This window comes from Streptomyces sp. CB02056, from assembly GCF_001905545.1.
Classification (GTDB): domain Bacteria; phylum Actinomycetota; class Actinomycetes; order Streptomycetales; family Streptomycetaceae; genus Kitasatospora.
Genome location: NZ_LIPD01000003.1, coordinates 908,614 through 927,197 on the forward strand (window position 1 = coordinate 908,614; position 18,584 = coordinate 927,197).

Annotated in this window: 20 protein-coding genes, 4 tRNA genes and 1 pseudogene; 16 read left to right on the forward strand and 9 right to left on the reverse strand. The window is 74.6% G+C overall.

Annotated features, from left to right (window positions below; genetic code table 11):
- Nucleotides 1-134 precede the first annotated feature (134 nt).
- Together AMK13_RS11540 and AMK13_RS11545 are read left to right on the forward strand one after the other, a co-directional pair.
- Nucleotides 135-653, forward strand: coding sequence for a SigE family RNA polymerase sigma factor (locus AMK13_RS11540; protein WP_049654070.1), 519 nt, complete (start codon nt 135-137; stop codon nt 651-653).
- Entirely contained in the window at nt 650-1,543 is an 894-nt protein-coding gene (locus tag AMK13_RS11545; RefSeq protein WP_074002056.1) for a hypothetical protein, read from the forward strand. The genes AMK13_RS11540 and AMK13_RS11545 overlap by 4 nt, the downstream gene beginning before the upstream one ends.
- 107 nt (nt 1,544-1,650) lie before the next feature.
- On the opposite strand, the gene AMK13_RS11550 is transcribed toward AMK13_RS11545, so the two are convergent.
- Complete coding sequence (locus tag AMK13_RS11550) at nt 1,651-2,136, reverse strand: DUF3995 domain-containing protein (protein ID WP_074002181.1); 486 nt, start codon at nt 2,134-2,136, stop codon at nt 1,651-1,653.
- Between the two features lie 132 nt (nt 2,137-2,268).
- Between AMK13_RS11550 and AMK13_RS11555 the strand changes: the two genes are divergently transcribed.
- The gene (locus AMK13_RS11555; RefSeq protein ID WP_074002057.1) at nt 2,269-2,499 is read left to right on the forward strand and encodes a FitA-like ribbon-helix-helix domain-containing protein; all 231 of its coding nucleotides are present in this window, start codon (nt 2,269-2,271) and stop codon (nt 2,497-2,499) included.
- A complete protein-coding gene (locus tag AMK13_RS11560; protein WP_074002058.1) occupies nt 2,496-2,900 on the forward strand; it encodes a type II toxin-antitoxin system VapC family toxin in 405 nt (134 codons plus the stop codon). The genes AMK13_RS11555 and AMK13_RS11560 overlap by 4 nt, the downstream gene beginning before the upstream one ends.
- Nucleotides 2,901-2,966: 66 nt before the next feature.
- On the opposite strand, the gene AMK13_RS11565 is transcribed toward AMK13_RS11560, so the two are convergent.
- The 4 genes from AMK13_RS11565 to AMK13_RS11580 all read right to left on the reverse strand — a co-directional run bounded on the left by AMK13_RS11565 (nt 2,967) and on the right by AMK13_RS11580 (nt 3,734).
- A tRNA-Phe gene (locus AMK13_RS11565) sits at nt 2,967-3,040 on the reverse strand.
- Nucleotides 3,041-3,067: 27 nt separating this feature from the next.
- Nucleotides 3,068-3,141: transfer RNA gene (locus AMK13_RS11570), tRNA-Asp, on the reverse strand.
- 63 nt (nt 3,142-3,204) lie between these two features.
- Nucleotides 3,205-3,277 (reverse strand) — tRNA-Glu (locus AMK13_RS11575).
- A gap of 115 nt (nt 3,278-3,392) precedes the next feature.
- Complete coding sequence (locus tag AMK13_RS11580; RefSeq protein ID WP_074002059.1) at nt 3,393-3,734, reverse strand: metallopeptidase family protein; 342 nt, start codon at nt 3,732-3,734, stop codon at nt 3,393-3,395.
- Nucleotides 3,735-3,888: 154 nt separating this feature from the next.
- Here AMK13_RS11580 and crcB (AMK13_RS11585) point away from each other — a divergent pair, with 154 nt between their 5' ends.
- From crcB (AMK13_RS11585) to AMK13_RS11610, 6 genes are all read left to right on the forward strand, one after another.
- On the forward strand, nt 3,889-4,395 hold the full coding sequence (gene crcB, locus AMK13_RS11585) for a fluoride efflux transporter CrcB (RefSeq protein WP_198959337.1): 507 nt from the start codon (nt 3,889-3,891) through the stop codon (nt 4,393-4,395).
- Complete coding sequence (locus AMK13_RS11590) at nt 4,392-4,790, forward strand: DUF190 domain-containing protein (RefSeq protein ID WP_074002060.1); 399 nt, start codon at nt 4,392-4,394, stop codon at nt 4,788-4,790. Before crcB (AMK13_RS11585) ends, AMK13_RS11590 begins: the two co-directional genes overlap by 4 nt.
- On the forward strand, nt 4,787-5,161 hold the full coding sequence (gene crcB / locus AMK13_RS11595; protein WP_074002061.1) for a fluoride efflux transporter CrcB: 375 nt from the start codon (nt 4,787-4,789) through the stop codon (nt 5,159-5,161). Before AMK13_RS11590 ends, crcB (AMK13_RS11595) begins: the two co-directional genes overlap by 4 nt.
- A 157-nt stretch (nt 5,162-5,318) precedes the next feature.
- On the forward strand, nt 5,319-6,059 hold the full coding sequence (locus tag AMK13_RS11600; RefSeq protein ID WP_143204525.1) for a hypothetical protein: 741 nt from the start codon (nt 5,319-5,321) through the stop codon (nt 6,057-6,059).
- Nucleotides 6,060-6,254: 195 nt separating this feature from the next.
- Nucleotides 6,255-8,546 (forward strand): DEAD/DEAH box helicase, encoded by a 2,292-nt coding sequence (locus tag AMK13_RS11605; protein ID WP_380719618.1) that lies wholly within the window; start codon nt 6,255-6,257, stop codon nt 8,544-8,546.
- 223 nt (nt 8,547-8,769) lie between these two features.
- Complete coding sequence (locus AMK13_RS11610) at nt 8,770-9,609, forward strand: TIGR02452 family protein (RefSeq protein ID WP_049660839.1); 840 nt, start codon at nt 8,770-8,772, stop codon at nt 9,607-9,609.
- Nucleotides 9,610-9,616: 7 nt separating this feature from the next.
- Here AMK13_RS11610 and AMK13_RS11615 read toward each other — a convergent pair whose 3' ends face one another.
- Nucleotides 9,617-9,952 (reverse strand): hypothetical protein, encoded by a 336-nt coding sequence (locus tag AMK13_RS11615; protein WP_074002063.1) that lies wholly within the window; start codon nt 9,950-9,952, stop codon nt 9,617-9,619.
- Nucleotides 9,953-10,057: 105 nt separating this feature from the next.
- Complete coding sequence (locus AMK13_RS11620) at nt 10,058-11,152, reverse strand: hypothetical protein (protein WP_074002184.1); 1,095 nt, start codon at nt 11,150-11,152, stop codon at nt 10,058-10,060.
- 158 nt (nt 11,153-11,310) lie between these two features.
- Here AMK13_RS11620 and AMK13_RS11625 point away from each other — a divergent pair.
- Nucleotides 11,311-11,769, forward strand: a pseudogene (locus tag AMK13_RS11625) (RICIN domain-containing protein); the annotation flags it as partial.
- A 7-nt stretch (nt 11,770-11,776) separates the two neighbouring features.
- Here the strand turns inward: AMK13_RS11625 and AMK13_RS11630 are convergent.
- Complete coding sequence (locus tag AMK13_RS11630; protein WP_074002065.1) at nt 11,777-12,472, reverse strand: tyrosine-protein phosphatase; 696 nt, start codon at nt 12,470-12,472, stop codon at nt 11,777-11,779.
- A 112-nt stretch (nt 12,473-12,584) separates the two neighbouring features.
- Complete coding sequence (locus tag AMK13_RS11635; protein ID WP_074002066.1) at nt 12,585-13,346, reverse strand: SDR family oxidoreductase; 762 nt, start codon at nt 13,344-13,346, stop codon at nt 12,585-12,587.
- Between the two features lie 193 nt (nt 13,347-13,539).
- Between AMK13_RS11635 and AMK13_RS11640 the strand changes: the two genes are divergently transcribed.
- The 5 genes from AMK13_RS11640 (at nt 13,540) to AMK13_RS11660 (ending at nt 18,435) form a co-directional block, all read left to right on the forward strand.
- A complete protein-coding gene (locus tag AMK13_RS11640) occupies nt 13,540-14,319 on the forward strand; it encodes a nucleotidyltransferase domain-containing protein (protein ID WP_074002067.1) in 780 nt (259 codons plus the stop codon).
- Between the two features lie 47 nt (nt 14,320-14,366).
- Nucleotides 14,367-14,439 (forward strand) — tRNA-Lys (locus AMK13_RS11645).
- A 587-nt stretch (nt 14,440-15,026) separates the two neighbouring features.
- On the forward strand, nt 15,027-16,748 hold the full coding sequence (locus AMK13_RS11650; protein ID WP_079272026.1) for an LCP family protein: 1,722 nt from the start codon (nt 15,027-15,029) through the stop codon (nt 16,746-16,748).
- Between the two features lie 132 nt (nt 16,749-16,880).
- Complete coding sequence (locus AMK13_RS11655) at nt 16,881-17,372, forward strand: SRPBCC family protein (RefSeq protein ID WP_049651766.1); 492 nt, start codon at nt 16,881-16,883, stop codon at nt 17,370-17,372.
- Nucleotides 17,373-17,634: 262 nt separating this feature from the next.
- On the forward strand, nt 17,635-18,435 hold the full coding sequence (locus tag AMK13_RS11660; RefSeq protein ID WP_049651767.1) for a VOC family protein: 801 nt from the start codon (nt 17,635-17,637) through the stop codon (nt 18,433-18,435).
- Nucleotides 18,436-18,584 lie beyond the last annotated feature (149 nt).

Genomic DNA, 18,584 nt, shown 5'->3' on the forward strand with positions numbered 1-18,584 from the left:
GGTTCGCAAGGAGGCACGGCGGAGCGCACCTCGGTTTTCGAGCCCCTCCAGTGTCACAGCCGTGAGCGGCGAATCGCGAACGCCGGGCAACGGTCCACGGCCGTCCCGGGCTCTGGGGGGTTGAGGAGGTGCTCATGGGAGCCCACAAGACCGCCCGGGACGAGGAGTTCCGGACGTTCGTCGGCAGCGCCTGGTCACGGCTGCTCAGGACGGCGTACCTGCTCGCGGGGGACCGGCACGGCGCCGAGGACCTGGTCCAGCAGGCGCTGGAACGGGCGTACGCGGCCTGGAACAGGGTGCGCGCCGCGGACGATCCGTACGCCTACGTGCGCCGGATCGTGATCAACGAGCACGCCCGGCGGTTCCGGCGGCGGCTGGTCGAGTACCCGGTCACCGAGTTCCCGGACCGGCCCGCGCCGGCCGGCACCGACCCGGACGACCGGGCCGTGCTGCTCGCCGCGCTCGGCACCCTGCCGCCGCGGCAGCGCCAGGCCGTGGTGCTGCGCTACTGGGAGGACCTCAGCGAGACCCAGACCGCGGAGGCCATGGGCTGCTCGGTCGGGACGGTGAAGAGCCAGGCGGCCCGAGGGCTGGCCAAACTCCGCGGGGCCTCCTCACTCATCGGACTGACGAGCATCGGAGGGGCAAGATGAGCAACCAGTACCTGCCCGGGGACGAGGCGGGCGGCGACGAGCCGGCCACCGTACGGGCCCTGGGCGAACTGGCCGGCAGCGTCGAGACCGGGACGGTCCCGTACGACCGGCTGGTCGCCGGGGGCCGGCGGCGGCTGCGGCGCCGGCGGCTGCTGACCGCCGGGGTGGCGGCGGCGCTGGTCGCCGGGATCGCCGGGGGGACGGCGGTGCTCGGCGAGCGCGGCCGGCAGGCCGTCTCGACCGTGGTCGCGGCCTCGGCCACCGACGTGGCCGTCCCCGGCTCCGCGGGCGGCACGGCCACCCCGAAGGCGCCCGGCGCCCGGGACCCGTTCAACCCCACCCGGGTCAAGGTCGGCGAGGGCACCGCGAACGGCCACGCCTGGGAGGCCTGGGTGGCGCTGTGGCCGACCTCCCCCACGAAGGAGGGCGCCCTCAAGCAGGCGCAGCTGATCCGGGCGGAGCGGTACGCCGTCAACCCGGACGTGAAGCCGGTCAGGCAGAGCGACGTCGACAGCAACTGGGACGCGGGCATCGACGAGGTGAACTACTACTACACGGTGGACGGCAAGCGGCAGGCCGACGACTCCGTGCACGCGGTCTCCTCCCCGGGCGGGTACCCGGCCGCGGTCGGCGGCGCGTCGCTCGGCCTCAAGCACGCGACGGGCATCCCGCCGGTGGTGATCGAAGGGGTCCGGGCCGAGGTCGCGAAGGTCGCGGTCGACTGGAAGACCGGCGGCACCACCGAGGCGGTGCCGGTCGCCGTCGGGGACTCCCCGTTCCGCTACTACGGCGTGGTGGCGAAGCCGGGCACCGACGCCGCGAAGATCACCCAGTACGCGGCGGACGGCTCGGTGGTGAGCAGCACCGACAGCTGGCTCCGGACCTCCTGACCACCTGACCGGGCCGGATGGCGGGCTCGACGGAACCGAGCCCGCCGTCCGCGACCCTACTCAGGCGCCAGGAACACGGTCAACGCCGCCCGGCCCCACCGCCCGGCTCACCGTGCCGCCGCCCGGCGGACGGTGAGCCGGGCGGCCGAGACGACCGCGAACAGCAGGCCGCCCGCCAGGAAGAACGGCTCGTAGCCGAAGGTCGCGAACCGGGCCATCGCGTCCAGCTCGGCCCCCGACCGGCCGCCGGTGGCCAGCGCGATCCAGTCCGGCACCGACGGCGCGGCGTGCAGCACCAGCAGCGCGGTGGTGCCCCACAGCGCGAAGCCCAGCAGCCGGGCCGGCACCCGGGCACCCCACCGCCGCACCGGCGCCAGCGCCACCGCCGCGGCCACCGCGCACAGCGGGATCGCGATCACGTCGATCACCAGCAGCGGCGTGCTGCTCCACACCGACAGCCCGTCCGGCAGCCCCAGCCGCCCGTCCGCCAGCCAGTACACGTGCACCAGCGCGAAGGCCACCGCCCACCCCGCCGCCGCGTACCCGGCGCCCCGCGCCACCCGGTTCCACCCCGTGTCCCGTGTCGTCTCCATGCCGTCCACGGTCCCGCGCCGCCCCACCCCGCCGGATCGTCCCGCGGGCGGTACCCCCTCCCCCTCCAGGGGGAACCGGTCGCCCACCCGGAAGTGCCAGCAATATGCAGCTGGTGCAGCTAAAATGCAGGCATGACAGCCATCACCATCCGCGAAGTCCCGGACCCGGTCCTGGACGCCCTCAAGCTGAAGGCCGCGCAGGCCGGAAAGAGCCTCCAGGCCTACCTGCTCGACCTCGTCACCCGCGAGGCGGCCACCCCGTCGCTCGCCGAGATGATGACCAGGCTCGACCGGGAGGCCCGGACCGAGATCAGCACCGCCGACATCCTCTCGGCGATCGACGAGGGCCGGGAGCCCCGGTGACCTCCACCGTCGTCGTGGACTGCTCGGCCCTGGTCCGGGCACTCGCCGACCACGGCCCGGCCGGCCGCGCCGTCCGCGCCCGGCTCCGCGACCTGGATGTGCTCGCCGCCCCGGGCCTGCTCGACTACGAGCTCGTCTCGGCCCTGTTCGGCATGGTCCGGGGCGGGAAGCTCACGGCGAAGGAGGCGGAGAAGGCGATCGCCGACTACCAGGCGCTCGCCGTCACCAAGCACGAGACGCTGGTCCTCTGGCAGCGGGTCCGGGAGCTCCACCACGACATCAGCGCCTACGACGCCCAGTACGTGGCACTCGCCGAGACCCTCGCCGTCCCCCTGGTCACCAGCGACGCCCGCATCCGACGCAGCGGCGCGGCCAGGTGCGCGATCGAGGTCTTCGCCTAGTCGGCCGGCGGGGCGGGAGAACGGCGAAGCCCCCGTAGCGAATTCGCTACGGGGGCTTCCGGGTTGTGGCCAGGGCCGGGGTCGAACCGGCGACCTTCCGCTTTTCAGGCGGACGCTCGTACCAACTGAGCTACCTGGCCGTACTGCACCGTCTCTTGCGAGACGAGCGATCCCGACGGGACTTGAACCCGCGACCTCCACCTTGACAGGGTGGCGAGCTAACCAACTGCTCCACGGGACCTAGAAGTGGCGAACCACTCAGGGTCTTGCGGTCTTGCGCACTGCACTTTACTACGGTACTGCGTGCCCCCAACGGGATTCGAACCCGTGCTACCGCCTTGAAAGGGCGGCGTCCTGGGCCACTAGACGATGAGGGCTTGTGGCCTGTCCCGCTGTTCCCAGCGTTCGGGGACGTCGAGAAGCATATGGGATGCGGGGCGGATCGCCAAAACGGGTTTCGGCCGGGTGGGGGGCGGGGCCCGTGGGCGGGGGTCAGGACCAGCCCAGCTCGTCCAGTTCGTGGTCGTCGAAGCCGAAGTGGTGGGCGACCTCGTGGATGACGGTGGTGCGGACCTCCTCGACCACCTGCTCGTGGGTCTCGCAGTGGCGCAGGGTGGGGCCGCGGTAGATCAGGATGCGGTCGGGCAGGACGCCCGCGTACCACTCGCCGCGCTCGGTGAGCGGGGTCCCCTCGTAGAGGCCGAGCAGCTCGGGGTCGCTCGGGTCGGGCTCGTCCTCGACGAAGATCGCGACGTTGTCCATCATGGCCGCGAGCTGCGGGGGGATCTGGTCGAGGGCGTCGCCGACCAGCGATTCGAACTCTTCCCGGGTCATCTCCACCGGATCATTGTCCGGTGCCGGATGACGGTGTGCCAGGTGGCGGGGGCCGGTGTTTGATGGGGCTGTGACGACTTCGGAGGGCGCCGTGGACGACGCCGCGGACGGCACCGCGCCCGGGGGCACCGCGGCGGACGGCCCGGCCCGGGTGCTGCCGTCGGGCGCGGCGCCGGCCCCCGGCGGACGGCTCGGCCGGGCCCGGCCGCCGGTGCTGCGCGGGCAGGGGCGGGCGGTGGCGGTGGTCGCGCTGGGCGGGGCGATCGGGGCGGTCGCCCGGTACGCGGCCGGGCTCGGCTGGCGGACCGGGCCGTCGGCCTTCCCGTGGACGACGCTGCTGGTCAACGTGGTCGGCTGCGCGGTGATCGGGGTGTTCCTGGTGGTGATCACCGAGGGGCGCCAGGCGCATCCGCTGGTGCGGCCGTTCTTCGGCACCGGGGTGCTGGGCGGGTTCACCACCTTCTCGACGTACGCGGTGGACGTCCGCCGCCTGCTGGAGGGCGGCCGGCCGGGGCCCGCCGTGGCGTACCTCGGGCTGACGCTGGCGGGCGCGCTGTTCGCGGTGTGGGCGGCGGCCGGACTGACCCGGCGTCTGGTGCACCGGGCCGTCCGCCGCGGGGCCGAACGGGGCGCGACGGCGCCCGGTGGGGGCGCGCGGTGAGCCGGCTGAGCGGGCCGGCGCTCCGGCTGACCGTGCTGGTCGGGGAGAACGACCGGTGGCAGCACCGCCCGCTGTACAGCGAGATCGTGCACCGGGCCCGGGCGGCCGGGCTGGCCGGGGCGAGCGTGTTCCGGGGGATCGAGGGGTTCGGGGCCTCGTCGCTGGTGCACACCACGCGGCTGCTGTCGCTGAGCGAGGACCTGCCGGTGGCGGTGGTGATCGTGGACGAGGAGGAGCGGGTGCGGGCGTTCCTGCCTCAGCTGGACGGGATGGTGGCGGAGGGGCTGGTGCTGCTGGACCGCTGCGAGGTCGTGACCTACGCGGGCCGGGGGCCGGCGGCGGAGCCGGGCCGGGACGCGGGCCGGGATCCGGGCCGGGGGGAGACGGCGGAGTGAACTGGCTGCTGGTGGTGGCGGGCGCGGTGGTCGGCGCGCCGCTGCGGTACCTGACCGACCGGGCGGTGCAGTCCCGGCACGACTCGGTGTTCCCGTGGGGGACGTTCACGGTGAACGTGGTCGGCTGCCTGGTCCTCGGGCTGGTGACCGGCGCGGTGGCGGCGGGCGCGGCCTCCTCGCAGGTCCAGCTGCTGCTGGGGACGGGGCTCTGCGGGGCGCTGACCACCTACTCGACCTTCTCGTACGAGACCCTGCGGCTGGCCGAGACCGGGGCCGGACGGTACGCGCTGGCCAACGCGGCCGGCAGCGTGGCGGCCGGGCTGGCCGCGGTCTACGCGGGCGCGGAGCTGGCCTCGGCCCTCTGGGGCTGAGCGGGGCGCCGGAAGCCCTCGGGAGGGGCCGGTGCGCCCTCCCGGCCCGGGCGAGCTTGGGCGCTGCCCGTGTCCCGCCGGGCCGGGCGCGCGTTGGGCACCAAAAGCGGCCGCGCGCGAGTGGGCGGCCCGGGTGGGGCGGTAGAGAGGGACCTCAGTGGCTTCGGTACGGGCGGCACGGACGGTGCGGGCGGTACGGGCGGTGCGGGTGCGGCTGGCCGCGGCGCGTACGGCTCCGGGGCGGGCGGCGGCGCTCCCGCGCTCGCGCGCGGTACGGGCGGCGGCGCTGCTGACGGTGACCGGGCTCGGGCTGACCGGGTGCATGTCCGTCGGCCCGGCGGCGGAGGAGAAGCACGGCGTGGCGCCGGTCGGGCAGGCCGGTCCGGCGGCCCGGCCGGGGGCGACGGGCGGGCCCTCGGCCTCGCCGGGGGCCGGGCACCCGGGCGGGGCCTCGGGCCATCCGGAGCGGCCGGGGGGCCTCCAGGGCGAGGGCGGGGCGAACGGGGCCACCGTGACGGCGCCCGGCGAGGCGGCCCAGGGGGCGAACGGCGCGGTGGCCGGGGTGGTCCCGGTGCCGGGGTCGGGCGCTCCCGACGGCGGTCCGGGCGGCGGTTCGGCGGGCGGTGCGAACACAAGTCCCGTGCCGCACCCGGGCGGTGGCCCGGGCGGGTCGGGCGGTACGGCGGGCTCCGGCGGTACCGGCGGGGCGGGCGGCACCGGGGAGGGCCGCTCCGGCGGCGGCTCGGCCGGGACGCCCTCGTCCACCCCGAGCAGCCACCCGTCCGGCACTCCGGCGCCCGAGCACAGCTCGCCCGCCGCGACCGTCCCGCCGGCCCCGGACCCGTCCTCCGGCAGCTCCGGTTCCTCGGCCCCGAGCCCGCGGGTGGTCGCGCATTAGGTGATTGAGCAGGGGGTTTGCCTCTGATCCCCAGGTTCGTCTATGGTGGTAGATCGTTCGTTTGATCCATTTGACTGGCGCCCTATTCCCATCTGGCGCCCTTGGCGCGTTCCGGCGATCCGTGGCTGACCGCATAGAGGCGGTTGTGAAACAGAACCCCGGACTTTGGCGCGTGCCACTTCCGGAAGGTTTTGCATGTCTCTCGTTGACGACGCCCGCTTCGCCATGCCCGCGAACGAGGCCGCCGCCGATGTCACCGACACCAACGACATCAACGACACCGCCGCGGACGAGGTGATCGCCGAGGCCGTGGAGACCGTGGAGGCCACCGAGGAGGCGGCCGCCGAGCCCACCATCACCTTCGGCGACCTGGGCCTGCACGACGACGTCGTGCGTGCCCTCGCCAAGCGCGGTGTGACCACCCCGTTCCCGATCCAGGCCGCGACCATCCCGGACGCCCTGGCCGGCAAGGACGTGCTGGGCCGTGGCCGTACCGGCTCCGGCAAGACCCTCAGCTTCGGCCTGCCGCTGCTGACCCGCCTGGCCGACGGCGAGCGCACCAAGCCCAAGCACCCGCGCGGCCTGATCCTCGTCCCGACCCGTGAGCTGGCCATGCAGGTCGCCGACGCCCTGGAGCCGTTCGGCTCGGTGCTCGGCCTCAAGCTCAAGGTCGTCTGCGGCGGCACCTCGATGTCGAACCAGATCTACGCGCTGGAGCGCGGCGTCGACATCCTCGTCGCCACCCCCGGCCGTCTGCGCGACCTGCTGAACCGCGGCAGCGCCAAGCTCGCCGACGTCCGGACCGTCGTGCTCGACGAGGCCGACCAGATGGCCGACATGGGCTTCCTGCCCGAGGTCACCGAGATCCTCGACCAGGTGCCGGCCGGCGGCCAGCGCCTGCTGTTCTCCGCCACCCTGGAGAACGAGATCGACACCCTGGTCAAGCGCTACCTGAAGAACCCGGTCACCCACGAGGTCGACCCGTCGGCCGGCGCGGTCACCACCATGACCCACCACATCCTCGTGGTGAAGCCCAAGGACAAGGCGCCGATCACCAACGCGATCGCCGCCCGCAAGGGCCGCACGATCATCTTCGTCCGCACCCAGATGGGCGCCGACCGCGTCGCCGAGCAGCTGATCGAGGCCGGCGTGAAGGCCGACGCGCTGCACGGCGGTATGACCCAGGGCGCCCGTACCCGCGTCCTCGGCGACTTCAAGGACGGCTACGTCAACGTCGTCGTCGCCACCGACGTCGCCGCCCGCGGCATCCACGTCGACGGCATCGACCTGGTCCTGAACGTGGACCCGGCCGGCGACCACAAGGACTACCTGCACCGCTCGGGCCGCACCGCGCGCGCCGGCCGCTCCGGCGCCGTCGTCACCCTGGTGCTGCCGCACCAGCGCCGCGGCGTCTTCCGCCTGATGGAGGACGCGGGCGTCGACGCCTCGCGCCACATCCTCGACCACGCCTTCGACGCCGAGGTCGCCAAGATCACCGGCGCCCGTTCGCTGACCGAGGTCCAGGCCGAGAGCGCCGCCGGCATCGCCGGTGCCGCCGAGCGCGAGCTCGCCGACATGACCCGCCAGCTGGAGCGCGCGCAGCGCCGCGCCACCGAGCTGCGCGAGGAGGCAGACCGCCTGGCCGCCCGTGCGGCGCGCGAGCGGGCCGAGCTGGGCATCGAGGACGAGGAGCCGGCCGCCGAGGCCGAGTCCGGTGAGTCGGCCGAGGCCGCTCCGGCCGCCGAGGCCCCCGCCGCGGCGCAGGCCGAGGACCGTGCCCCGTCGTACCGCGAGGCGCGCGGCGAGCGTCCGGCCTACGGCCGTGACCGTGACCGTGACGACCGGGGCGGCCGTTCGGGTGGCTTCGGCGGTGGCCGTGACCGCGATGACCGCGGTGGCCGTTCGGGTGGCTTCGGTGGCGGTCGTGACCGCGATGACCGTGGTGGCCGTTCGGGTGGCTTCGGTGGTGGCGACCGCGAGCGCGGTGGCTTCAACCGTGACCGTGGCGGCTTCGGCGGTGGCCGTGACCGTGACGACCGTGGTGGCCGTTCGGGTGGCTTCGGTGGCGGCGACCGCGAGCGCGGTGGCTTCAACCGTGACCGTGGCGGCTTCGGTGGCGGTCGTGACCGTGACGACCGTGGTGGCCGTTCGGGTGGCTTCGGTGGTGGCGACCGCGAGCGCGGTGGCTTCAACCGTGACCGTGACGACCGCGGCGGCCGTTCGGGTGGCTTCGGCGGCGGCGACCGTCCGGCCCGCTCCTTCGGCGACCGTCCGTCCTTCGGCCGGGACCGTGACGAGCGCGGCGGCAGCAGCCGTCCGTTCTCGCGCCGCGACGACCACCGCTCCGGTGGCCGTCCGCAGTCCGACCGCGGTGGCTTCAACCGTGACCGTGGCGGCTTCGGCGGTGGCCGTGACCGTGACGACCGTGGTGGCCGTTCGGGTGGCTTCGGTGGCGGCGACGACCGCAAGCCGCGCTGGAAGAACTGACGCCGCACCGGCGGTGACCGACCGCCGGCCGGGCTGAACGTGCGGCCGGGCCGACCACACGGCCGGGCCGACCGCGTGAAACGCACGAAGGGCCCGCTCCTCCCCTGGAGCGGGCCCTTCGCGTTTCCCCCACGCGGACACCCCGCCATCCCCCCGGGGTGTTGTTCTGGAAGTGAGAATAACCTGTGGCGCACGGGCGCGGTAGTCCCGTAGCGTCGCGGCCATGAGCAGCAGACTGCACGACGTGGCACGGGTGAACGAGGAGATCGCCGAGCGCGGGAGCTACCGGACGGCCGGGGGTGAACTCGTGCGGGTGGGGGAGGAGTTGGCGGCGGCGAAGGCCGGCACGGTGTCGTACGCGCCGGAGCGGCTGGACGCGCTGCTGGCGGAGGGCGGCCGCGGGCCGGGGCCGGCGGCCGGGCGGATCGAGGTCACGGCCGAGGGGAGCGTCCAGGCCGCCCGCCGGCTGGTCGACGCCGGGGCGGGGCCGGTCGGGGTGCTGAACTTCGCCTCCGCGCGCAACCCCGGCGGCGGCTACCTGCGCGGCGCCCGCGCCCAGGAGGAAGACCTGTGCCGCAGCGCGCTGCTGTACAGCTGCCTGCTGGAGGCACCGGACTACTACGAGGCGCACCGGGCCTCCACCGACCTCCGGTACAGCCACCGGGTGATCGTCTCGCCGGCGGTGCCGGTGATCCGGGACGGGCGCGGCGAGCTGCTGGCGCGGCCGTACCCGGTCTCCTTCCTGACCTCGCCCGCGCCCAACGCCGGTCAGCTGGAACGGCGTTCACCCGGTACGGACGTCCGCGGCGTGCTCGCCGAGCGGGCCGTGCGCGTGCTCGCCGCGGCCGCCCGGCACGAGCTGCGCACGCTGGTGCTCGGCGCCTGGGGCTGCGGGGTGTTCGGCAACGACCCGGCGCAGGTCGCCGAGGCCTTCGAGGGGGCGCTGGCCCGGTACGGGGCGGCCTTCGACCGGGTGGTGTTCGCGGTCTGGGACCGCGCGCCGGTCTCGGCGAACCGGGCCGCCTTCGAGGCCCGGTTCGGTGCGGAGCGCGCGGTCCGGTGAGGGCCGGCTAGCGCTTGCGGGCGGAGAGCGCCGTCGCGGCCGTGGAGGCCGCCGCGACCACGCCGGTCACCGCGAACACGGACGGCCAGGCGCCGATCTTCTTCGCCAGCGGGTGCGAGCCGCCGAAGGCCGCCACGTACAGGCCGGTCAGCGCCGCCGCGGTGCCCGTGCCCGAGCTCCGGCGCCACTGCGCGGCCGCCCCGGCGCCGGCCACCGCCAGCACCGCGCCGCCCAGTTCGCGCCGGCCGCTCCAGCGGGCGACGCCGTAACCGCCGACCAGACCGCTCGCCGCGGTCAGCGCGGCGGGCGCGGCGGCCGCGATCACGTTCGGGACCTTCGCCATCGTCGACTCCACTCGTAGGGGGCTGTGTCGGCTTCCGACCCTAACCCGGTGAACGGGCGGGGCCGTCGGGGCCTCCCGGAACGGGCTTCGGCGGAGCGCCCCGGGCTACCGGAACGCCTCGGCGGGCGTCTGCCCCGGCACCGTGGCGGCCAGCCGGCGGGCGGCCTCCACCGGGTCGAGCACCCGCTCCAGCCGCAGGTCGCCCGGAACCTCCTGGATGAACCGCCCGGCCGACCAGCTGCGCTCGTACGGCAGCGGCTCCAGCACCAGGGTGCGCACGCCGTCCACCACCGGGATATCGCCCGGCGTCCCCTCGTTCCAGATCCAGGAGCCGTCCGGCGCGACCAGGTTGAAGGCACCGGTGGCGATCACCCGGCGGCCGTCCAGGAACGCCGTCCGGGCCAGCGCCACCACCTCCCGCTCCTGCGGGGTGCCGGGCAGGTGGCCGCCGCCGATCAGCACGTCGGCGAGCAGGGTGTGCAGCTGGAAGGTGTCGCTCAGGCCGCTCATCCGCAGCAGGTAGCCGGTGCCGGTGGGGCGGTCGAGCACCAGCAGCGGCTCGTCGTCCAGCATCAGCGCCAGGTGGACCAGGCCCTTGAAGTCGTGCTGCTCGCCCTGGTAGCGGTCGAACAGCTCCAGGAGCACCTCGGTCACGCCCGAGGCGCGGGCCTCGGCCCGGACCTCCGCGTGCGCGTACACCGCCCAGGCCGCCTGCTGCCACAGGTGCAGCGTCCACCAGGCGACCACGGCCAGGTGCGCGTGCCACTCGTCCAGGTGCGCCGGGTCGGCGATCCGCTCGTGCGCCTCGGCCGGATCGTCCTCCTCCGCGCTGGGCAGCGGGCCGCCGCCGGTGGAGACCCAGCGCCGGACCAGCAGCTGCGCGCCGGTCAGCGCCCCGCGCAGACCGGCCAGCACCGGGCCGGAGCAGGCCACCGGGTCGGCGCCGTGCTCCACGCAGGCGCCCACCACCATGGCCAGGTGCGCGCGGGGGAAGGGCGGGGCGTCCGGCAGCAGCGCGGCCAGCCGGGGACCGGCCGCCACCCGCTCCGCCGGGTCGGCCGCGCCGAACAGCCCGCCGACCAGGCCGAGGGCGGGCCCGAACCGCTCGTCGTCCCCGGCCGCGACCACGGCCTCCAGGGCGGCCACGGCTTCGGAGAAGGTGGGCTGTTGACGGTGCGACGGTATCTGCTCGGTGGACATTCGCCGCAGCATAGGGGGCGGGGCCGGTCCGGCGGAAACTCCTCCGCGCCCCCGGCTCGGAGCCCTCGGCCGGCGGCCCGCACGGCGGCCCGCACGGCGGCCCGTACGGCGGCCCGTACGGCGGTGCGGGACGGCCTGTCGGTGCCCGGTGGCAGACTGCGGTCGTGACAGACTCCGCGATCACCGACGGCAGCTACCTCGTCCGCAACGTCGGCAGCGGCCTGCTGCTGCGGGTCGCCGACGGCTCCCGGCGCAGCGGCGCCCGGATCGTCCTCGGCGCGGACGACGGCAGCGACGCCCGGCTCTGGCGCCTCACCGCCGTCCACCCGGGCGGCGCGCTGTTCCACATCGAGAACGTCGGCAGCGGGAAGCGCCTGGACGTCGCCGGCGCCTCGACGGAGGACGGCGTCCGGATCCAGCAGTGGTCGGCCAACGCCTTCGGCGCCCAGGAGTGGCTGCTGGAGGCCCACGTCGACGCCCCGGGCACCTACACGGTGACCAGCTTCATCAGCGGCAAGCCCCTGACGGCGGGCGACACCCCGGAGGCCGACGTCCACCAGCGGGAGGACGCCGACACCCCGGCGCAGTGGTGGCGCTTCGAGCGCCGGGAGGGCTGACGGCCGGTCAGTCCGAGAGCTTGGCGCGGACGGCGTCGAGTTCGGCGTCCGTCGTGCCGTGGTGGCGCAGGTAGTCGGGGACGGTGCCGTGGTGGTCGTGGATCCAGGCCAGCGAGGAGGCGAGGTGCCCGGCGTCGACCGGGCGGGAGATCCGCTCGGTGCCGGTCTCGTCGACGTACGGGGTGGGGCCCTTGTCGAGGCCGAGGCCGACGTTGGAGCGCAGGAAGTCGGTGGTGATCTCGGCCTCGGAGGCGCCCAGCAGGGACTGGAGGACGGCGATGGTCAGGCCGGTGCGGTCCTTGCCGACGGCGCAGTGGACGACGGCGGCCAGTGAGTCCGGCGCGGCGAGGCGGCGGACCACGGCGGCCAGCGAGGGGCCGGCCGTCTCGGCCATGAAGGGGTAGAGGGCCGCCTGGTCCTCGGGCCAGGGCCGGTCGACGTCCTTGCGGTCGGCGGGCAGGGTCGGCAGGTTGAGGGACTCGTGGTCGAGGCCGTGCCGCTGGTCCGGCCAGGTCCGCAGCTCGAACGCGCTGCGCAGGTCGAACACCGTCCGCAGGCCGAGCGCCTTGAGCCGCCGGGCGCCCTCCTCGGTGAGGGTGTGGAAGGACCCGGAGCGGTACAGCACGCCCCGGCGGAGGGCGCCGATCCCGCCCGCGTCACGGAAGTTGCGCACACCGGGGATGTCGATGAAGGCGTCGGTCATGGCCACCACCGTACGGGCGGGGGCGAACGGGCGGAAGGAAACCGGAGGGGGCCGCTCGGTGGCGGGACGACGCTGGCCGAAACCGGCCCCCTCCGGTACGGAACCGGGCTGTTCAGCGCCCGCCCGAGACCTCCAGGAACGCCCCCGTGGTGTACGAGGCCGCCGGGGAGAGCAGGAAGAGGACCGCCTCGGCGACCTCCTCCGGCTGCCCGCCGCGGCGCATCGGCAGGTTGGGCGCGACCCGGTCGACCCGGCCGGGCTCGCCGCCGAGCGCGTGGATGCCGGTGTGGATCAGCCCCGGTCGCACCGTGTTGACCCGGATGCCCTCGGCGGCGACCTCCAGGGCGAGGCCGCGGGTCATCGAGTCCACCGCGCCCTTGGCGGCCGCGTAGTCGACGTACTCGTTCGGCGAGCCGATCCGGGAGGCCGCCGAGCCGACGTTGACGATGGCGCCGCCGCGCCCGCCGTGCCGGGTGGACATCCGGCGGACGGCCTGGGCCGCGCAGAGGAACGGGCCGGTGATGTTGGCGGCCCAGATCCGGTTCAGCCGGTCCTCGTCGATCTCCTCCAGCCGGCACTGCTGCTCCAGCGTGCCGGCGTTGTTCACCAGCCCGGTGAGCGGGCCGAGTTCGGCGTCCACGGTGGTGAACAGCCGCTCCACCCCGGCGGTGCGGCTGACATCGGCGCGGACCGCGAGGGCGGTGCCGCCGTCGGCCCGGATCTTCTCCACGACGGCGGCCGCGTTGGCCTCGTCCGTACGGTAGTTGACGCAGACCCGGTAGCCGCGGCGGGCGGCCAGCAGGGCGGTGGCGGCACCGATGCCGCGACTCGCGCCGGTGACGATCAGGACCTCATCGGTCGGGGTGGTCGACATGGCCCGTACGCTACCCGGCGGCCCGGCCGGGGACACCCGCCGCGGCCGCCCGCGGGGCCGCGATCCTCGGGGCCCGGTATCGGCGGCCGGGCCGGCGCCGGAGCGGAATTCGCTCGCCCGGCGCGGCCCGCTCCGGCGAGGATGCCCGGACGAGGATGCGGTGCCCGCCCGTCCGTACGAGAGGAGTCCGCCGATGTCCGCCGTTCCCGCTGCTCCCGTCCCTCCGTCCGTCCCCGGCACGGTGCTGCTCTCCGGCATCGTCGGCTCCACCGCGTACGGCTTCGCCCACGCCGGCTCCGACCTCGACCGGCTGGGCCTGTTCGCCACCCCCACCGAGGAGTTGCACGGCCTGCACCGCCCGGCCGAGTCCCAGGTGACCACCGCGCCGGACCTCACCCTGCACGAGGCCGCCAAGTGGTGCCGGCTGGCGCTGGGCTGCAACCCGACCGCCTCCGAGCTGGTCTGGCTGCCGGACGGGCTCTATGAGGTCCGCACCCCGCTCGGCGACGAACTGGTCGGCCTGCGCACGGCCTTCCTCAGCGCACCGGCCGTACGGAAGGCCTACCTCGGCTACGCCGACCAGCAGTTCCGCAAGCTGCTGACCCGCGACACCACCGACCCGGCCACCCGCCGCCGGGCCGCCAAGCACGCCCGGCACCTGGTCCGGCTGGTCGAGCAGGCCGTCCGCCTGCACGAGACCGGCCGCAACCCGATCCGGCTGCCCGACCCCGAACGCATCCGCGAACTGGGCGAACGCATCGCCGACCACCCCACCCTCGCGGAGGGCCTGCTGGCCGACGCTGCCGACCGCCTCGCCGGCCCCGGCGTGCTGCCCGCCGCGCCCAACCCGCGCCCCGTCGAGGCCTGGCTCCGCCGGGTCCGCGCCGCCCACTACACACCGCCTCAAGACCCGCTCCACAACCCCGGCACGCCCGCGCAATCCACTGGCGGAGCCCTGGGCCCCACCGGGTAGGATCGCCGTGGTCCTCCCACCCGGAACCCCGGGTGTTCCAGGGCCGCGGGGCGCTAGCTCAATTGGCAGAGCTGCGGACTTTTAATCCGTAGGTTCAGGGTTCGAGCCCCTGGCGCCCCACCGCACCGAGGCCGGATCGGGATGTTCTCCGATCCGGCCTCCGTCGTTCCCGGGCGTGGGCGTTCCGCCGCCCGGAGCCGCGCACCGTCACGGGCCGCGGCCGGTCCTGGCGGAAGCCGCCCGGGCCTGCCCCGCGTGCCCAACTCCGGTGCGTGCGAGGGCGTTGGGGTGCCTGGTCCGGGGGTGGGCCGATCCGCTGCCGTCCGCGGCCGGTGCGCGCCCCGCGGCCGGTGCCGATCGCGTGGCGCCCCCACCTGCCGTGCCGGTGGCTGGAATTCGGTGTGGACGCGGACCGGTGGAGTGGCATGGGTCACGTCGGAATCGGGCGTTTTCGACTGTTCTGCGGTGGTGTTGCCCGTCGGTCGGCGGGGTTGTCCGAGGGCCGAGGGTCGGTGATCGTGTCGGGCCTAAATATGATCGGAAGCCACGATCGTCGGTTAGTGGTGACGGTCGTATGTGCAACCTGGGAACGGTTCGGGCCGTCTCTCTGTGTGCGGTGCGCCGGATCGTCAGGGGCGTCGCTTCCGTCGGTGAAAGGTACGCGCATGTCAGGTCGGAGGGGCGAGAGCCCGGCTCGGGGCGAGGACATGCCCACGACGGAAGGTGCGGAGAGCCCAGTGCCCGGTCCGCGCAGCGGTGGCCGGGCGGAGGCCCGCCGTGCCGCGCAGGGCAAGGGTGGCGGTTCGGCCACCGCGGGTGCCGCGGCCGCCGCGGGCGGCGGCCGGGCCGCGGCGCGCAAGAGCGCCAAGCCCAAGAAGAACGTGAAGAAGATCGTCGCCTGGTCGACGGCGGGCGTGCTGGTGGTCATCGCCGGTGTCGGCGGCGCGATCTACCTCAAGCTGAACGCCAACATCAAGTCCTTCGACGCCGACGCCATAGCCCGCAACCGCCCCCCGGAGGCGAAGGCCGACGCGGACGGCAACAGGCCGGTCAACGTGCTGCTGATCGGCTCGGACAGCCGCGGCAAGAACAACTCCGACCTCGGCGGCGGCGCCGACGACGGCGGCGCCCGCTCGGACACCACGATCCTGCTGCACGTCTACGCCGACCACAAGCACGCCGTCGGCATCTCGATACCGCGCAACGCCAAGGTCGAGCTGCCGTCCTGCAAGCTGCCCAACGGCAAGTGGACCAAGGGCGGCAACACCGACCTGTTCAACGCCGCGTTCTCGATGGGCGGCAGCGACGACGGCAACCCGGCCTGCACCCAGAACACGGTGGAGAAGCTCACCGGAATCCGCGTCGACCACACCCTGGTCGTCGACTTCAACGGCTTCGCCGCGATGACCAAGGCCGTGAACGGCGTGGACATCTGCCTGCCGAAGCCGATCTACGAGGGGGACATCAACCCCAACCTGAAGAGGAAGGGCGACCTCGTCCTCCCGCAGGGCAAGCAGACCGTCGAGGGCCAGCAGGCGCTCGACTACGTCCGGCTGCGGCACGGCATCGGCGACGGCTCGGACATCGGCCGGATGAAGCGCCAGCAGGCCTTCCTCGGCTCGCTCGCCACCAAGATCAAGAAGGAGGGGATGAACCCCACCACCCTCCTGCCGCTGGCCGACGCCGCGACCAAGTCGCTGGTCGTCGACCCGGGCCTGGACTCGGCCGACAAGCTTGCCTCCTTCGGCCTGTCGCTGAAGAACATCGACATGCACGACCTGAAGTTCGTGACGGCACCCTGGCGCTTCCGCACCCAGGACAAGGACCTCGACCTGGTCCAGCCGGACGCCAACAAGCTCTGGGAGACCCTCAAGGCCGACCAGACCATCGACGGCCAGAACGCCACCGGCCAGCAGCCGGACGCCCCGGCGGACGGCACCGGCCCGGCTCCGCAGCAGCCCGCCGCGCCCACCACCCCGGCCGCCCCGGCCGCGGACACGTCCAACTCGGCGATCAGGGTGGCGGTCTACAACGGGACGATGACCAACGGCCTGGCCGGCAAGGCGACCGAACTGCTGAAGGGCGCCAAGTTCACCGCCAGCACGGCGGGCCAGGCGGCGAGCACCAAGTACAAGACCACCACGATCGAGTACGGCTCCGGGCAGAAGGCGAACGCCGAGAAGGTCGCCGCGCTGTTCCCCGGCGCCAGCCTGGAGTCCAGCACCGCCCGGGGCATCTCGGTGATCACCGGCCAGGACTTCGCGGCCGCGATGGGGATGTCGACCGGTGCCCCCGCCGGCGGCGGCGCGACGGCCGCCACCCCGGGTGTCCCGGCGCCCCCGCAGCCGCTGCCGACCACCATCACCAACGACGCCCGCTCGGCGGACGACGACATCTGCGCGAACACCAGTTACGGCAGCGGCGGCTGACCGCACCGGAACGACCGCACCCACCGGAACGACGGGGACGACCCCCGGGCCGGCGCCCTCCGGGGCGCGCGGGCCCGGGGGTCGTGCCATGGTGGGCGTAAGGGAATCCGGCGGCCACCGAAAGGCGGACCCATGCCCGAGATCGCCCTCCAGCTCGACATCGCCGCGCCCCGGGACGTGGTGCTCGCCGCACTCACCACGCACGACGGGCTGACCGCCTGGTGGACCACCGGCGTGGACCGGGACGGCGACGTCCTGCTGTTCGACTTCCCCGACGTCCCCGAGCCGTTCCGGCTGCGGGTGGAGCGGGCCGACCGGGACCGGGTGGTGTGGACCAACGCCGGGTCCTTCCCGCCGCACTGGGCCGGCACCTGGATCAGCTGGGAACTGTCCGACCAGCCCGTCGCCCCCGACGAGCCCACCGCCTCCGAGCCCGACCGGCCCGCCGCGCCCGGGCGCACCCGGCTGCTGTTCCGGCATGGCGGCTGGCAGCCGGGCAGCGAGGACGGCGTCCCGGCGGTGGCCGGCACCTGGGCCGAACTGCTGGTCCGGCTCAAGGACTACGCGCAGAGCGGCAAGGTGCAGCCGTACTTCGTCACCGGGCACCACCACGACGCCCCGTGAGCAGCCCGGGGAAGAGTTCGGTGAACAGCCCCGGTGAACAGCCCGTGAGCACCCCGCCCGAGCCCCGTGACGGTCCGGCCGCCGGTCGCCCGCCAGGGCGCCGTCCGGTGGCGGGATCGCGGCGGCGGACCGAAGGTGGCGGTGTACCGCCGTCGTCCCGGCCGGGCCGTACCCCCACCAGGCCCGGCCGGGACGAGGGCCCGACCGCTCCGACCGTCCCGACCACCACAGCCGGCCACCACCGCCTCCGGGAGGCCCAGCAATGCCCGTAGTCACCGATCCGTACAAGCCCGGCACCCCGTGCTGGGTCGACCTGATGGCGAGCGACCAGCAGGCCGCGCTCGACTTCTACCGCGACCTGTTCGGCTGGCAGGGCGAGGTCGGCCCGGCCGAGTTCGGCGGCTACGCCGTGTGCATGCTCAACGGCCGGCCGGTCGCCGGGATCATGGCGCAGGCGGCGCCCGAGGGGCAGCCGACGCCGCCCGTCGCCTGGACCACCTACCTCGCCTCGGACGACGCCGACGCGGCCCGGGCGTCCATCACCGAGGCCGGCGGCACGGTCCTGTACGACCCGATGGACGTCGGCACGATCGGCCGGATGCTGGTCGCCGCCGACCCGACCGGCGCGGTGTTCGGGGTCTGGCAGGCGATGGACTTCATCGGCGCGGGCGTGGTCAACGAGCCCGGCGCACTGGTCTGGAACGAGCTCAACACCGCCGACACCGGCGCGGCCGGCCGCTTCTACCAGCCGGCCCTCGGGCTGCGCCCGGCCACCATCCAGGGCATGGACGGCTACTTCTCGCTCAACGTCGCCGACCGCACGGTGGGCGGCATGCAGGCGATCCCCGGCTACCTGGCGGCCGGCACGCCCTCGCACTGGATGACCTACTTCTCGGTGGACGGCGCCGACTCCACGGTGGACGCCCTGGTCAAGGCCGGCGGCTCGGTGATCCAGCCGGCCTTCGACATGCAGTCCGGCCGGATGGCGGTGGTCCAGGACCCGCAGGGCGCGGTCTTCGCGGTCATCGAGGCGCCCGAGGCGCAGATGCCCGACTCGCCGTAACGCCGCCCCGGCGCCGTAACGCCGCCCTGGCGCCGTGACGCCGCCCCGCCCCGGTCCGGTCCGGCCCGGCCCCGCCCGGCAACCGGAAGCCGCCCTTCCCGCGACGCGCCGCCGGGAAATGGGCGGCTTCCCCCCGTTCCCGGGTAAGA